Here is a 17,389-nt window from a genome sequence, read left to right on the forward strand (position 1 = left end):
AAACCTATTCGATGGTGACAGCAAACCGTTTCTGGTCTCAGATTTTCGGTATTGCTTTCTCCAACAAACGCTGGTTACACTTCTTCATGTTGTTTGTACCAGTAACTGGGTTATGGATGAGCGCAGTCGGTGTAGTCGGTTTAGCGCTGAACCTACGTGCTTATGACTTCGTATCTCAAGAATTGAGAGCCGCAGAAGACCCAGAGTTTGAAACTTTCTATACGAAAAACATTTTACTCAACGAGGGTATCCGCGCTTGGATGGCTCCTCAAGACCAACCCCACGAACAGTTTGTATTCCCCGAAGAAGTTCTACCTCGCGGTAACGCACTGTAATTTCGATCTCGTCTATTTTTGGTGGACTGCCATCAAAATCAAATCAGTTTAATTAATCTCCGTCTTTGGGCGGAGATTTTTTATTGTGCAGACCTGACTTGTAAGTGAGTAAGGATAAGGAGTAATGAAAAAAATTTCATGTTGACCGAGGAACGCCGGTCAGCGGTGTACCGCTGAGTGCCTGATAAATCAATAAAACAATCCAAAATTTAAAATCCACAATTGATAGATTATTGACCATATTCCCGATAAGATGTGTTATATTAAAATCAACATACAAAGAAAGAGCATTTTGCTCTGCCTTGTTTGAGATTAAAAGCCACTTAGGCAACAAGGAGGTGATGCCCATGATAGAAAGTAGTATACGCATGGGTCATCAAGTTGCAGGAAACCGGCTGTGCGCCGGAGCTGTTCTCTAGGAGTTAGCCTTAGTCTTTTTAAAAGGCTAGTTTAACTTAAGCGACGAGGCTGAACTGGAGTTTCTTCCGGCAGTCAGGTTGCAACTTGAAGACCCGCTAGACCGCCCTTACATTAAGTCAACTGACTTAAGTAAGGGCGGATAGTTTTTATATAAGTTTTAAATTTTCAAGTGGCAAATTAATAAAGCTTGGATACAACTGAATTATCTTCTTGGCGATCAATCGAAGCAGCTACAGGTATTAAACTAATCAAGTCCTCGATATTGCGTTTCATGGTATCGCAAATAGCATTTAAAGGTAAGTCATTATCATCGAAACCGAAGGGATTTTCAATTTCTAAGCCGATAGCTTCTATCCCAAATAAAGTAAAACTAATTACTGCAAGAATAAAACCAGTTCCCCATCCTAGTTGATCTACTAATTGAAAAGGCAGCAGCAAGCAATAAAGTAATAGCAATTGCTTTAAATGAATTGTATAAGCTAAGGGTATGGGTGTTTTTAAAATACGTTCGCACGCTCCTAAATTATCTACCATACTATTTATCAATTCTTGCATCATTATTAATTGGTAATTATTCAATCGATCGTTTTTGCTTTGCTGTTGTAAATAATCTCCTATCCAAAAAGCTATTTCCAAGGGGGGATGATTCATCCCCAGTAATCTAACGTACCTAGATTCACTCATTAACTCTTTTAATTCATTATTCACTGGTTGAGAACGTAAATGCACTTTGGTTGCGATCGCGAAAGCCACTAATAGATGTAACGCATCAACTTTCTCGTTTCGCTCTTCTGGAGATACTTGCTCAATAGATACCAAAATCAATCTGGCTAAATTTCTGACATCATTAACAATATCTCCCCAAGCTTTTCTGCCTTCCCAAAAACGGTCGTAGGCTGTATTTGTACGAAAAACTAGTAATAATCCCAGGACTATGCTGGGAATCACGCTACCTAAAATGGGTTGGGATACAGGTAAATTTAAGTAGTAAAGCAGAGAAACAAACTCGCCAAAAACACCAAAGAATATAAATCTATGATAAATTTTTGTAATAACTGTACCTTTTATTCGGAACGCTAAGCGCAATTGTCTTAATTTTTGTGACCCCATGCAGGTACCTAAATATTTATATTTATTTAAGATATAAATTAAAATAATACAATTCAAGTATTTTCTTCATATTTACTTGTTTAAACTAATTACTATAATCCGTGAGTTAGATTAGTTAAGTATTTGTTAAGTTTATTTCGATCTCAGCTTTAGATGTTTTCAAGGTTGACTTAGAGGTAAGTAGTAAACATACTGTAAAAAGAGATAAATAAAACGCTAATAAGAAAAGTTAAACAGCTAGCATCTATTTGCTCTGTTTACTTTTAATGTGTGACAGTTAACAATCTGACCATATATTGCTTTATGTTTTACTTGTCTTATAATTAAAGTCTATAGAGGATGGTTTTTTGCATAAGTTAATTACATGGTTCTTTACTTAGATTTAATCGTTTCTTAGCTTAGCAAAAACTAAAATTGTGTATGGGGTCACTATGCCTCATTTAGAAGTTCCACTCTCAGAGTGGGTTTTTAACAAAATTTGCAGCAAAGTAAATTATCCGTGTAAGGTGTGAGGAGAATAGGAAGAATGTCTAATATAGTGTGGAAATACTTGGCTTTGAGTCCCGCAGTTTTCGGAGCAACATTGTTAGTTTCAACAACTGCGATCGCGGCTTCTAAGACTGCTGAATCTGAGGTTGCGAACGGTTACGTTTCTCAAGCAGAGAAAATAGAAACTGAAGCACCATCAGTCTTTTCAGCTTCGGTAGATTCCCAAGCAACACAAACGCTGGCTCAAGCTCAACAAACTGAAGTCAACGTTTTAGAAGAAGTAACTAAATACGGTAGCGAAGGACAAGAAAATGGAAGTCAATCCCAAGTAACTTCCGTTTCGCAATTTTCTGACGTACAGCCAACTGACTGGGCTTTCCAAGCTTTACAATCCTTGGTAGAGCGTTATGGATGTATAGCAGGTTATCCCAACGGTACCTATCGCGGCAACCGGGCTTTAACTCGTTACGAATTTGCAGCAGGTTTGAATGCTTGCTTGGACAGAGTTAACGAATTGATTGCCACCGCGACTGCTGATATTGTTACCAGAGAAGATTTGGCTACCTTACAGCGCTTGCAAGAAGAATTTTCTGCTGAATTAGCAACTTTACGCGGACGAGTAGATGCTTTAGAAGCTCGAACAGCTGAAATAGAAGCGAATCAATTCTCCACAACAACCAAGCTGGCTGGTGAAGCGATTTTTGCTTTAACAGATGCTTTTGGCGATAGCGTTAATGACCAGAACAATACCGTTTTCCAAAACCGAATTCGTTTAGATTTGCAAACCAGCTTTACGGGTAAAGATGTTTTGCATACCCGTTTAGCTACTGGTAATGCAGGACGTTTGAATACTGGTACGGATGTAGACGGTGATGGTGTTATCGATGCTAGTGGTGAAGGGTTCCAAACCTTTAATTTAACTGGTGATGCGAGTAACAGCAATGACGTTAAATTAGACTGGTTGGCTTACTATACCAATCTTGGTCCTGCTCAACTTTATATTGCTGCTACCGGAGGTATTCATAGCGATTATGCTGCTACCGTAAACCCTTACTTTGAGGATTACGATGGTGGTAACGGTGCTTTGTCTACTTTTGCTTCAGAAAGTCCCATTTATAGAATCGGTGGTGGTGCTGGTGCGGCGTTAAATATTAAGTTTGGTGAAGGTACCAGTATTCTCCGCCCCAGTTCATTAACTGTTGGTTACTTAGCTTCCGAACCTAACGATCCTTCACTTGGCGCGGGTATATTCAACGGTAACTACGCAGCCCTCGGACAATTAAACTTCAACGTCAGCAACCGGATTGCATTAGCGGCAACCTATGTTCACGGTTATCACGGTGCTGGTAGTAACTTATTCGATGCAGGTGGATTTGCAGGTACAACGACGAATGCAGCTGGTCAAACTGGTTTCCTTCCTGTAGTCGGTACTACTCAGGCAAATAGATTAGATAACCCATCTTCTAGTAACTCCTACGGTTTGGCTGCTGCAATCAGACCGAGTGACAGATTCTCAGTCAGTGGTTTTGTTTCTTACCACGATGTTACCGGATTCGGTGCTGGTGATGACTATGAAGCTTGGAGTTGGGGTGCTGGTATCGCTTTACCTGACTTCGGTGGAAGAGGAAATGTTTTGGGTATCTTCGGAGGCGCTCAACCCTATTCTCTTAACAGAGCTTTAGCTACTGATGGTCGTAATGATGCTGATGTACCTTACCACATTGAAGGATTTTATAAGTATCGCGTCAACGATAACGTTTCCATCACACCCGGCGTGATTTATCAGACATCTTCTGGACAGAACAGCGATAATGAAGATGTATTCATTGGTACTCTCAGAACTACCTTTACATTCTAGAGAACTAAGGAAAATCTAATAGTTTGATATCAGTTGCTCTCCGTTAATCAATGGGGAGCAATTTATTTTTTGAAGAATAAACAGCAAATCCCAGTGGATAACCGGAGTATAATACAGAAGTCAAAAGTTAGGAGTTATGAGTTTTGAGTTAGGAGTTTTGAGTTAGGAGTTTTGAGTTATGAGTTAAGCAAAATTATTTATATAATTACCACTCAGTTATAAAACTATTCCCTATTCCCCCAACCCTATTACCTATTACCTATTACCTATTACCTATCTAGTTTAATTACCAATTATAAGTTTCAAATTAAATATAAATTACATCATAAGAAATGCGTATTGCTCGTAATATTACAGAACTTGTTGGTCATACTCCTTTAGTCCAGTTAAATCGCATTCCCCAAGCAGAGGGCTGTTTAGCAAACATTGCCATCAAGTTGGAAAGCATGAATCCTTCTGCATCGGTAAAAGATAGAATTGCCACTAGTATGATTAATGCCGCAGAAGCAGAAGGTTTGATTATTCCTGGGAAAACATTGTTAGTAGAGCCGACTTCCGGAAATACAGGAATAGCCTTAGCGATGGTAGCAGCTGCCAAAGGTTATCAATTAGTGTTGACAATGCCAGATACTATGAGTTGCGAACGACGAGCAATGTTGCGAGCTTATGGAGCAGAACTACAATTAACGCCGGGAATCGAAGGCATGAATGGAGCAATTCGGCAAGCACAAAAAATTGTCGATACTACTCCTCATACGTATATGCTCCAACAATTTCGTAACCCTGCAAATGCGAGAATACACATAGAAACAACTGCTAAAGAAATATGGCAGGATACAGATGGACAAGTGGATATGATTGTTGCCGGCGTAGGAACTGGCGGAACAATTACGGGTATAGCAGAAGTCATCAAATTACGTAAATCCAATTTTAAGGCGATCGCTGTTGAACCAGCTTCCAGTCCAATATTATCTGGAGGAAGACCAGGACTCCACAAAATCCAGGGAATTGGAGCAGGATTTGTACCTCAAATATTGAAGGTGGAGTTGATTGACGAAGTGGTTACGGTAACAGATAGTGAAGCGATTACCTACGGACGACGGTTGGCTAGAGAAGAAGGGTTATTATCAGGGATTTCCACTGGCGCGGCTCTGTGTGCGGCAGTTCGTGTTGCTAAACGTCAAGAAAACAAAGGACGCTTAATTGTGTTAATTCAGCCTAGTTTTGGGGAAAGATACTTAAGTACCCCCTTGTTCCAAGATTTAGAGGTCAAATCTGTTAGTAATATCAACTAACGAACAATTGAAGAATGGCACAATCCAATCACTACGAGACTCTTAATGTTAATAGTAATGCCAGTCAAGCGGAAATAAAACAAGCTTATCGCCGCTTGGTAAAGTTGTTTCATCCCGACGTTAATCAAGAAATCACAGATAGTGAGCAAATCATCCGTATTAATGCTGCTTACGAAGTATTGAGCGATACTCGAAGCCGACAATCTTACGACAGACAACTGCATTACAGTTTTGAAAAACCCCATAGTAAAAAACAGCAACGAACTCAAACAGCACAACAGCAATACAAAAAGAGGCGTAAGACGGGACGATATGCTGATGAGCAGATCGAAGAGTGGTTGCGATCGGTATATCAGCCGGTTAATAGTTTCGTGTGCAATATTCTTAATTCTTTAGAGGAGCAAATTGATAAATTAGCCGCAGATCCTTTTGACGATGAGTTGCTAGAAAACTTTCAAAACTATTTACAAAGCTGTACGGAACAACTCAAGCAAGCACAAACTAGTTTTCGTTCTTTACCCAATCCCCCTAGTTTAGCCAGAGCTGCGGCTCACCTTTACTATACTTTGAATCAAATTAGTGATGCCTTGGGAGAAATGAAATATTTTCCTCTCAACTACGATGAAAGTTACTTGCACACAGGACAAGAAATGTTTCGTATTGCAACACAGCTATATGACGAAGCACAAGATTCTATGGGTGCTTACAAATAAAGCATGAAACATTAGTTAGATAAGTATACTGTAATTATTTTATTTGCTTTATAGTTGCATCTTGAGATAATATTAAACTTCTTCCGCAAATATACAAGTATAAAATAGGACTAACCTGATTTTATGCGCTTGCTGTAAATAGATGCTTATAAAATTTACTTGATTTTTGATGACATAGTTATTTTTTAACCAAATAAATATTTATGGGAAATATAAAATTATCGGTTGAATTTAGATTAAGTTACTTTACTTGTAATCATTATTCTAAAAAAAGTATGTTTGAGATGTGCATTACTCTTAGTAACCAATTAGATTCCGTATCTGGGATTATGTAAACTTTACATTTGACTGGAATCGTTTAATTTTTTCCATCAATCTTGTATAAAAGCCAAACCAAATAAAACTCATTTTAATTACGAAGCTGTTGGAGGTAAACTTATGAATTTGCTGAAGCAGGGATTTTCAAATTAAGACAAAAAAGTGATTCAACGTCAATATGATGGAAATACAAGAAAACCTGATTTTAATTGTTGATGATAAAAGTCATAACATTGAACTTTTGTTTCATGTAATGCAAATACACGGACATCGAGTTTTAGTTGCTAACAGCGGTGAAAGTGCATTGCAAAAGCTGGAAATTGTCTCTCCCGACTTAATTTTATTAGATATCATGATGCCGGGAATGGATGGATTTGAAACTTGCCGGCGGTTAAAAGCTGATGATAAAAATAAAGATATCCCCGTCATTTTTATGACTGCTCTCACAAATACGGCAGATAAAATTAAAGGATTTAAACTTGGAGCAGTTGATTATATTACCAAGCCATTTCAACAGGAAGAAGTCCTAGCACGGGTAAATGTACAGCTAAAATTGCGAAATTTAAATCGTCAATTGCAACAATATCAATTTCAATTAATGCAGACGGAAAAAATTTCATCTTTGGGACAATTAGTTGCTGGTGTAGCCCATGAAGTTAATAATCCTGTCAGCTTTATTGCCGGTAATTTAGAACATACTAATAATTATCTAGAAGACTTAATTAGTCTATTAAATCTTTACCAAAAACATTTATCTAATCCACCAGAAGAAATTACTCAAAAAATTGTAGCAATTGATTTAGATTTTTTATTAGAAGATTTACCAAAAATGATTGCTTCAATGAATCTGGGTATTGAGCGAATCAACAACATTATGCAATCGCTACGTAAGTTTTCACGTAAAGACGCAACACAGAAAAAAACTACCGATATTCATCAAGGTATTGATACAACTTTGATGATTTTGTCCCATCGATTGAAAGCTAACGAATTTCGTCCTCAGATTGAAGTAATCAAAGAATACGGTAATTTACCCGAAGTTGATTGTTATTCAGGACAACTCAATCAGGTATTTATGAATTTACTCTCGAATGCTATTGATGTATTTGATGAAAAAGTAGAAGCAAGTAAAGATGAGGCTCCTTTAATACGTATTAGTACGGGATTAATAGATTCTAATACTGTAGAAATAATGATTGCTGATAACGGTTATGGAATGTCGGAAGAAGTGCGAAAAAAGTTATTTGATGCTTACTTTACAACCAAACCAGAAGGTAAAGGTACTGGTTTAGGGCTTTCAATTAGTTATCAGATTATTACAGAAATTCATGGTGGAACTTTAGAATGTTTTTCTTGTGAAGGTGAAGGCACCAAGTTTGTAATTCATATTCCTAGATAATAGTTTGCTTTTATTTTTTTAGTTATTTCTTAAATTATTTAGTTTAAATAGGATTGCAGAAATTCTAACGTTTCAAAGGATTTGCTTTGCGAGTGAATTAGTATGATTTATAGAAGCTAATGCATTTAGTACAAAAATTAGTTTATCCTGGAAGCAGTAAAACGTTAAGAAATTTGAAGTTCTGTTTTCTAGACACTCATGGAATGCATTGTAAATCGCCGCGCTCAATTTTCGGCAAGTCATCGATATTGGTTCCCTGAACTAAGCGAAGCAGAGAATATTGAGAAATTCGGTGCTTGTGCTAATTTCCCCGCACACGGACACAATTATGTTTTATTTGTCTCTCTTGAAGGGGAGTTAGACGAATATGGAATGGTACTCAATTTGTCTAACGTCAAACAGGTAATTAAACGGGAAGTTACCAATCAATTGGACTTTTCGTATCTTAACGACGTATGGGAAGAGTTCCAAGAAACTTTACCGACAACTGAAAATATTTCACGAGTTATCTACAAACGGTTATCACCTTATTTACCTATAACTCGTGTGCAGTTATTTGAACATCCTCAACTTTGGGCAGATTATATGGGAAACTCAATGGAAGCTTATCTGACTGTAAGTACTCACTTTAGCGCTGCTCACAGGTTAGCGAGTCCGAAACTGAGTAATGAAGAAAACTTCGAGATTTACGGAAAATGCGCTCGTCCCCACGGACACGGACACAATTACCATTTAGAAATTACCGTCAAAGGTGAAATTGCAGAGCGTACAGGTATGTTAGTTGATTTAGGCGCTTTAAATAAGGTTATAGATGATTATGTAGTTGAACCATTCGACCATACTTTCCTAAATAAGGATATCGCTTATTTTGCTGAAGTAGTTCCTACAGCAGAAAATATTGCCCTTTATATCAGCAATATATTAAATCAACCCATTGCAGAATTGGGGGCAACGCTTTATAAGGTTAAACTTATTGAAAGTCCCAACAATTCCTGCGAAATTTATTGTACTACTCAAAAATCTAACTCAAGTATGATGACACAAGATGAACCTGTTTTAGTCAGGTTGTAACGGCTCTTTTTAATCAATTGATTTAGAAAATAAGTTTTTTAACTAGAACCCTGAGAATATTTCTTAGGGTTTATTTTTTAATTTAATCTGTAAAATCGCAACCAACTCTTGACAATAAATTATCCAATTATTCTGCTAAATACAATACATTTAAGTTATTTGTATAAGTTAAACTTGTTTTATTTAGAACCATATTGTATTGTTACGTTTGATAATTTGACCTATTTGTTGATTTTGATTTTTATATTGAAAATATAAAATATATACTTAGGTATATACCTTTAGATACTATTCGTTGATAAATTCAATATCTACAATATTAGCAAACTATTTATAATTAGCTTAGTATAATGTTAATGAACTGTATTCCTTTCGGAACTGCAACGTTAGCGTAGCGTCTATTAAAGCGAGATAGCATTTACCTTTATGTGCGCTTGATCACAACATATTCAGAAATTCAGTTTTATTTCGATAGTTTCACTTATTAGTGCCGATTTCCTTGTAATTGATGATAACTAAAACACATATTAATTATCTGCCAATCTACTTGTAATTAAAGTTTATCAGGTGGAAATTTAGAAGAGCCGCATCTTTAACCATATCCAAATAGTGACCGATAATCAAGATTACTTATTTTTGCAATTGATATTCGGTTATTTAATATTAAAAATATTAGGAAAAAGATTATGTCCTTACAAATGAATTATCAACAGTCTTTAGTTAGCGTTATCGTGCCAGTGTACAATCGTTCAATATATTTGAAACAAGCGATTCAAAGCGCTCTTAATCAAACTTATAAAAATATTGAAATTATTGTATCAGACGATTGTAGTCCAGAAAGTCCCCAAGCAATAGTAGAATCTTTTGATGATTCACGGATTATATTTCGGCGAAATCAAGAAAATTTAGGAGTTGCTAGCAATATTATTAGTGCGGTAAAAGTTGCAAGAGGAAAGTATATTGCTAGTCTGAATGATGATGATATATGGAATGACAACTTCTTAGAAAAATTGGTTCCACAACTTGATAATAATCATGATTTGGTATTAGGTTTTTGCGACCATTATATCATAGATGAAAATAGTAATATTGATGATAAAGCTACCCAAGAATGCACTCAAATGTGGAAGCGCAATCAGTTAAAAGAAGGAATTTATCAACCCTTTTATGAAATTGCATTAGTTAATCAATCAGTAGCTAGTTCTGTAGCAGCAGTGATTCGGAAAGATGCTATCGATTGGGATAATTTTCCTCCTCAAGCGGGACCTTTTTGGGATTTATTTTTAACTTATATGGCTTGTCGCAATGGTGGTGGAGCTTATTATTTTCCAGAAAGATTGAGTAAATATCGCGTCCATGCACTATCTGAAACGATGAATATTGGTAGTAAAAATACCAAAGCTAAAATTAGAGGAGCGAAAGCGACAATTTTCTGTTTTCATCAATTTATGGAAGATGAAGCTTTACAAGAGTTTAAAAGTTATTTTCGCAAGCAATGGTTACACGCACAAACTACTTTAGCCATTGGTTTATTACGGGATGAAAAGGAAACGGAAGCAAGACCTTTACTTTTGCGTACTTTGATTCAACAAAAGTTTAATAAAAGAACTATAGCTGCATTTTTAATTAGTTTTATTCCTAAACCATTAGCACGTAAATTGTTAGCTGTGTGAATTAATAGTGGGTAATTGGTAATTGGTCATTGGTAATGGGTAATTGTTGACTTATTATAATATTGCCTATGTGTAGACTTTACGGGAGATTATCATCTCTAGGAGTTAACTTATCTAGACTAACTTTCGGCATAATCCGCAAGTCGTAAATTCTCAATTTATCTCTTGAAATTATTCTTAAGAAAAATATAGTTGTAGAATTTATAGGTCAACAGGTCAATAAATTTTCAACCCACTAATCATGCTTGAGTTGTATCAATTTGAACTTTCTCAATACTCAGAAAAAGTGCGTCTTATTCTAGATTATAAAGGTCTAGAGTACCGCAAAATAGAGGTAACACCGGGAATTGGACAAGTAGAATTATTCCAAAAAACTGGGCAACGTCAAGTACCCGTACTCAAAGATGGTAGTAGATATATATCTGATTCTACTGAAATTGCTAAGTATATAGACGCACAATATCCCGAAAGACCGCTGATGCCGCAAGACCCAAAACTTCGGGGATTATGCTTAATGTTAGAAGAATGGGCGGATGAATCCATTGGTACCAAAAGTAGAAAGGCTTTATTTTCTGCTATTAGTAAAGACCAATACTTCCGTAAATCTTTATTACCCAGTTCAACGCCAGATTTACTGAAAACATTGGTGGAAGGGGTACCTAGTGACATACTGAAAGTTTTGGGCTTGGGAGTCGGCTACAGCCCCGATGCGGTACAAGGTGCGATGAGAGATTTAAAGCAAGATTTGGAAGCTTTGACTTTGATATTAGAAGATAGTCCTTATTTGCTGGGCGATCAACCATATCTTGCTGATTTTGCAGTTGCAGGTTTATCAATATTGTTAAAATTTCCCGATGGTGCTTATTTAGATTTACCAGCAACTGTTAAAGGTAAAGGAGTTCCAGGTTTAGCTGATAATCCAATTTACCAGCCATTTTTTGATTGGCGCGATCGACTTTACGCTCAATTTCGCAAACCAATAATCGGTTCTACTATCAACAACCCTAGTGCGCCGACATCGATTCAAATTGACTAAATATTATAGGGTAATTCCTAACCACGGATTAATTCATGATTACACTGATTTCACGGATTGAATTACCTAGTTAACCTCGTTAACGTGAATTCGACGATTATCACAGAAGTCGGGTTTTTAGGATAAATATCTATAGTCACAGACAATCATTATAAAAACCCGACTTCTTACCCCACGAAAAATCAAGTTTTTATAGCTTACTTATGATTTAAGCAGCAATCGAAAAAGCGAACATCCAACTCACCCATTACCAATTACCAATTACCAATTACCAATTACCAATTTTATTTATTCGCATAATTGATACAGTGCAATTAAAATTCTTTTAAGAAGAACATATAAACTAATGCACTTATCTATATGAATTTTATTAGCAGACAGCCATTAGGTTCAGTTATTCAAGGTTCTTTAGCTGGGGGATTGGAAGTTAGATTACACCCCGATATTTTAGTTGAAGATATGCGGGTAGGTAAGTTTCTGGTTGTCCAAGGGGTGCGATCGCGATTTTTCTGTATGCTGACAGATGTGGCTTTAGGAATTTCTAATCAAAGGATTGTGGCTTATCCTCCGAGTTGGGAAGATACTTTTATGCGCGATATTTTAGCGGGAAGCGGTACTTATGGTACTATTAACCTCTCGCCGATGTTGATGTTTACTCCCGAATCAAATGAATCGGATTTTAATCTAGATGTTAAGTCTGCCAAATTGAAAACAGCGGTAGATACTAGTTTGGCATCGTTTCAAGCCCAAACTAGTACTTCAATGCAATTAATGCCGGTTAAAACAATTCCCACTCATTTTAGCCAAGTTTACGACGCTTCTGAAGATGACTTTCGCCGGGTATTTGGTTGGGAAGACGATCCGCAAAGAAAGAATTTTTCTATCGGTCAACCCTTGGACATGGATGTACCCGTGTGCATCGATTTAAATAAGTTTGTAGAAAGAAGTAACGGCGTTTTTGGTAAATCTGGGACGGGTAAATCTTTTTTGACGCGCTTACTTTTGGCTGGGACAATTAGAAAAAATGCAGCGGTAAATTTAATTTTTGATATGCATTCGGAATACGGTTGGGAAGCGGTTTCCGAAGGAAAGAATTTGAGTACTGTCAAAGGTTTAAAACAGTTGTTTCCCAGCAATGTAGAAGTTTACACCTTAGACCCAGAATCTACAAAACGTCGTGGTGTACCTCACGCTCAAGACCTTTATTTAAGCTACGACCAAATTGAAGTTGAAGATATTAAGTTATGTTCTCGTGACTTAGGACTTTCCGAGGCGAGCATTGATAATGCCAATATTCTTCATGCTGAATATGGCAAATCTTGGATTGTTCAATTGCTGAACATGACTAACGAAGAAATCAAAATGTTTTGCGAAGAAAAGCGGGGACATCAAGGTTCAATTACCGCATTACAGCGCAAACTACTGCGGATGGACAATTTAAAGTATATGCGTGCTGCTTGTCCGCACAACTATATTAATCAAGTTATGAATTCCCTAGAAGCTGGGAAAAACGTTGTAGTGGAATTTGGTTCTCAGTCGGATATGCTTTCTTATATGTTGGTGACGAACATGATTACTCGTCGGATTCACCAACAATACGTTCGTAAAGCAGAAAAGTTTTTGCAGAGCAAAAATCCCGTTGATAAACCATTACAGTTAATGATTACTATCGAAGAAGCACACCGTTTCCTTGACTCGGCGATAGTACAAAGTACAATTTTTGGTACAATCGCTCGGGAAATGCGGAAGTATTTTGTCACTTTGTTAGTGGTAGACCAAAGACCTTCGGGGATAGATAATGAAGTCATGTCCCAAGTTGGTACCCGCATCACTGCCTTACTCAACGACGAAAAAGATATTGATGCAATTTTTACAGGAGTTTCCGGTGCTGGAGGCTTGAAATCAGTTTTAGCAAAATTAGACTCCAAACAGCAAGCTTTGATTTTAGGTCATGCCGTTCCCATGCCGGTAGTGGTGCGTACCCGTCCTTACGATTCCGTATTTTATCAGGAGATTGGCGACCCCGATTGGGAAGCAAAACCAGATGAAGAAGTATTCGCAGCAGCCAAATTAGCAAAAGCAGATTTGGGATTTTAATAAATAAATCAAGCATGGAGCATAGAGCATGGGTTATGGAGTATGGAGCATAGACCATGGGCATGGGGCATAGGACGTTACAAAATAGGGAGCAAGATGCTCCCACTACAAAAAATATTTTCCAAACTCCGGTAGTACTAACTCCGGTGCTACCAACTCCTAATTGTTATTTGGTTTCCTTGACGCGATTTGAAAATAATGGCAGTGTAATACTATTACATTTTTATCTATTTTTTTTGGTTAAGGTGAAATCTTGATAAGTTTTACTCGCACAAAGGTTTAAGTAAACGATACATTGTAGTACGATCGCTTTTTGAATATCCAAAACCAATCTTTAGATAGAGCAGTATTTGACTTGGAACGGCGAAAATACTGATAAAGCGACAACCCATTAACTACAAATTCATAATTAGTGATTCCGAAAAATATTAACTTAGTAACATCCACCCACGACAAATGCTCTTAAGTTCGGTAATCCGGCTATTTGCGGAGAACCGGATTGATCTTTTTCACGTCAATATATATATATGGAACTGCAAGCAAAAAAGATATTAGTTCTCTTTTTTGGCAACTAATCCCTGAATGTATTATAATGGAAAGATTTATTTGAAGCTCTTTACTAACGACAAAATTTGTCGTAATATTAGATTAAGTAAAACTCATACTGACTTCATATTTAAGCGTCGCCCTTAGCGACTAAGGAAAAAAATAAATTGTTGAAACCATAAAAAGTTTACTTCTAGGGGATTGATAAATAGGGGGAGGCAGAGGAACTAATGGGGAAAGTTTACCGTCTGTAAGTTCTCTGTACAAGTTGGGAGTTGACAAGTTGGTATTTCCCGCTGGTTCCACAATTAGTATATTTATTTCCCATACCCTCCCTAGTAATTAAATGCTCATCGTATCTACGGAGTAGAGGAAAACGCACCAATGCCCATCGAAAACACTGTAACAGAAAAAAACGATACCAAATTTACGGCTGATATGGTGCGAACCTATCTGCGCGAGATTGGTAGAGTACCTTTGCTTACCCGCGAGCAAGAAATTGTTTTCGGGAAGCAGGTGCAAAAAATGATGAAGCTGGTTGAAGCCAAAGAAGCTGCTTCAAAGAAACTGGGACGGGAAATTAGCTTAGAAGAATGGACTCAGGAAGTTGATTTACCCGAAACAGAACTGAAAAAGACTGTTTTTGAGGGTAAACGCGCTAAGCAAAAAATGATTGAAGCTAACTTGCGCTTAGTTGTGGCGATCGCCAAGAAGTATCAGAAGCGAAACATGGAGTTTCTGGATTTAATCCAGGAAGGGGCTTTAGGATTAGAGCGGGGTGTAGAGAAATTTGACCCTACTCGCGGCTATAAGTTCTCCACTTATGCTTACTGGTGGATTCGTCAAGCGATTACAAGAGCGATCGCGCAGCAAGGAAGAACTATTCGTTTACCGATTCACATCACCGAAAAGCTCAACAAAATCAAGAAAGTACAGCGCGAACTTGCTCAAAAATTAGGGCGATCGCCATCTCCAGCAGAAATTGCCAAGGAGTTGGATTTGGAACCGGCACAAATTCGCGAATACTTGAATATGGCACGTCAACCAGTTTCTTTGGATGTGCGAGTGGGTGACAACCAAGATACTGAGTTGCAAGAAATGCTTGAAGATGACGGCCCATCACCAGAGTATTACACAACTCAAGAGTTCTTACGTCAAGACTTGAAAAACTTATTAGCGGAACTAACTCCTCAACAGCGAGAAGTGTTAATTTTACGCTTTGGATTAAACGATGGTAATGAAATGTCCTTAGCGAAAGTTGGGGAACGTTTAAGCCTGAGTCGCGAAAGAGTTCGTCAATTGGAACATCAAGCACTTGCTCATTTACGTCGTCGTCGTGGCAATGTTAAGGAATATGTCGCAAGTTAATAGTTAGATATACCAACATATTAACCGCGATGCGCCTCCCAAAAGGGGGCGATTTTTTTAGGTAATTTTAGCAATATTTAACATGAATTTGATAAATATAGCCCTTTTCGGTTGAGTGCAATACAGTTCGTAGAACCTCAGCCGTACTGCTCCTTATAAGGGGACGGGGGTGAGGTTATGAGTGTATTCTATTCAACTGAAAATGGCTATATAGTCCCACAATCAAAAGTCAGGTTTTTAAGTTAACATTCTTGTGGGATGAGCATCCTTGCCCGTCCAAATTTCCATTCGGATACTAGAAAAGTTTGAGAAGTTTGACTTTGAAACGCAAAGGATCAGCAAGGTAAACGCACTTGTTACGGGGAGTATCTATTTGAAATTTTGTGCGGAGGTAAAAAAGTCTACGAAATAAATTATTAACGATAAAATTTTCTCAACTAAGAAAAATTATTTTTCATTGTCTATAATCACTGAAACTCTGGCGTTAATCATATTTTTTCTGTAAAGATTAAACTATTTTAATCAGTATTTGCGATTTAAAATATGTAAATGGAAAGATGACAAAGCTTATAAATTTTAATTAATGATTTATCTTTTTACAAATTTAACAAATGTTTTAGAATACTTTATTTTTACAATTCAGCCTTCCGAGTCAACCATTAGGATGAATACGAACACTTATAGTAGTGGTAGTGTAAGTAGTATAAAGTTAACATTCAAAAATTAAACAGAAAATTTAATAAATTACGGTTTTTTTTCTCAGACAATATAAATTAAGCTTTTAATAATGCGATCGCATTTACATACTTAGTTGAAAATCAAACAGCCTCTTACAGAGTGAAAAATAAACGTCCATTTATTTATGGGAGAAATCTGGTGTTTAAACAGATTAACAAATTGATTTCACCTCCTCTTGCAGTTCCTCTATTGGGCTTAGTGATAGCCATTGGTGCAATAAGTCAACGCGCACAGCCAGTTTTATCAAAACAAATTTATCGACTGCAAGCAACAACAGAAAAACAAGCACCAACAATTACTTGGATGGAAAACAGTTCTGGAGTTGCTTCCGAAGGAATTTCTAAAGAAGCGCGGTTGCGAAGAGTATTAGATAATTCGTCTTCTGAATCGTCGTCTACCGCTAGAGTATCTCCTGGAGAAACTTATACTTGGATGCAACGAAATAGGACTTCGGAAGGTTTAGCACAAGAATTAGAAAGCTTATCTACTACTCAAGCAAGAATTAGTGAAGATAAAGCCTCGAACAAAGGAGCGATACCGAGAGCAAATTTTCCTCACGATAATGGTGTATTTCTTTATGGAGCTTCACGGCAAACAGGACAATTTGGTAAAGGATATATCATTTTTGAAAAAATTAGCAGTAAAGTTGTAGGGGCAATGTATATGCCTGCTTCCGAGTTTAATTGCTTCCAAGGAACTTTAGATAGTTCAGGAGAAATAGCGATGACAGTTAAAGGCTATGCTGGTGATATTAACCCAACTCAAGTGGCTTCAAGATATGGATTACCCCAATCAAACGAAGATAATTTAGACAACTACGCCTATTCGGTTACATTACAAGATTATTATCAACTTGATAACATTGGCGATGATGATCGACGTATTTTGAAAGCCTGTAAAGCAAACTTTGAGTGATTTGGATG

The 17,389-nt window shown here is 37.1% G+C and carries 11 protein-coding genes and 1 pseudogene; 11 read left to right on the plus strand and 1 reads right to left on the minus strand.

From position 1 onward, the window contains the following. Positions 1-335 (plus strand): annotated as a pseudogene (locus IQ247_RS02305) (photosystem II D2 protein (photosystem q(a) protein)); the annotation flags it as partial. A 597-nt stretch (positions 336-932) separates the two neighbouring features. Here the strand turns inward: IQ247_RS02305 and IQ247_RS02310 are convergent. Then, positions 933-1,865, minus strand: coding sequence for a bestrophin family protein (locus IQ247_RS02310; protein ID WP_193916633.1), 933 nt, complete (start codon positions 1,863-1,865; stop codon positions 933-935). A gap of 526 nt (positions 1,866-2,391) precedes the next feature. Between IQ247_RS02310 and IQ247_RS02315 the strand changes: the two genes are divergently transcribed. The 10 genes from IQ247_RS02315 (at position 2,392) to IQ247_RS32295 (ending at position 17,381) form a co-directional block, all read left to right on the plus strand. Next, complete coding sequence (locus IQ247_RS02315) at positions 2,392-4,212, plus strand: iron uptake porin (RefSeq protein ID WP_193916635.1); 1,821 nt, start codon at positions 2,392-2,394, stop codon at positions 4,210-4,212. Between the two features lie 332 nt (positions 4,213-4,544). Then, the gene (gene cysK / locus IQ247_RS02320; RefSeq protein WP_193916637.1) at positions 4,545-5,507 is read left to right on the plus strand and encodes a cysteine synthase A; all 963 of its coding nucleotides are present in this window, start codon (positions 4,545-4,547) and stop codon (positions 5,505-5,507) included. A gap of 14 nt (positions 5,508-5,521) precedes the next feature. Next, positions 5,522-6,220: a J domain-containing protein gene (locus tag IQ247_RS02325; protein ID WP_193916639.1), complete on the plus strand. Its 699-nt coding sequence runs from the start codon at positions 5,522-5,524 to the stop codon at positions 6,218-6,220. 496 nt (positions 6,221-6,716) lie between these two features. Further along, on the plus strand, positions 6,717-7,937 hold the full coding sequence (locus IQ247_RS02330; protein WP_228059415.1) for a sensor histidine kinase: 1,221 nt from the start codon (positions 6,717-6,719) through the stop codon (positions 7,935-7,937). Positions 7,938-8,135: 198 nt separating this feature from the next. Beyond that, positions 8,136-9,008 (plus strand): 6-carboxytetrahydropterin synthase, encoded by an 873-nt coding sequence (locus IQ247_RS02335; protein WP_193916641.1) that lies wholly within the window; start codon positions 8,136-8,138, stop codon positions 9,006-9,008. Positions 9,009-9,694: 686 nt separating this feature from the next. Beyond that, complete coding sequence (locus tag IQ247_RS02340) at positions 9,695-10,681, plus strand: glycosyltransferase family 2 protein (RefSeq protein WP_193916643.1); 987 nt, start codon at positions 9,695-9,697, stop codon at positions 10,679-10,681. Between the two features lie 241 nt (positions 10,682-10,922). Then, the gene (locus tag IQ247_RS02345; RefSeq protein WP_193916645.1) at positions 10,923-11,717 is read left to right on the plus strand and encodes a glutathione S-transferase family protein; all 795 of its coding nucleotides are present in this window, start codon (positions 10,923-10,925) and stop codon (positions 11,715-11,717) included. 360 nt (positions 11,718-12,077) lie between these two features. Beyond that, entirely contained in the window at positions 12,078-13,814 is a 1,737-nt protein-coding gene (locus IQ247_RS02350) for a helicase HerA domain-containing protein (protein ID WP_193916647.1), read from the plus strand. 930 nt (positions 13,815-14,744) lie between these two features. Then, on the plus strand, positions 14,745-15,728 hold the full coding sequence (locus IQ247_RS02355) for an RNA polymerase sigma factor, RpoD/SigA family (RefSeq protein WP_193916649.1): 984 nt from the start codon (positions 14,745-14,747) through the stop codon (positions 15,726-15,728). Between the two features lie 876 nt (positions 15,729-16,604). Next, positions 16,605-17,381 carry a hypothetical protein gene (locus IQ247_RS32295; protein WP_228059416.1) on the plus strand — a complete coding sequence of 259 codons (777 nt, stop codon included), beginning with the start codon at positions 16,605-16,607 and terminating at the stop codon, positions 17,379-17,381. Positions 17,382-17,389 lie beyond the last annotated feature (8 nt).

It is taken from the genome of Plectonema cf. radiosum LEGE 06105 (assembly GCF_015207665.1).
GTDB lineage: Bacteria > Cyanobacteriota > Cyanobacteriia > Cyanobacteriales > Nostocaceae > Rivularia > Rivularia radiosa_A.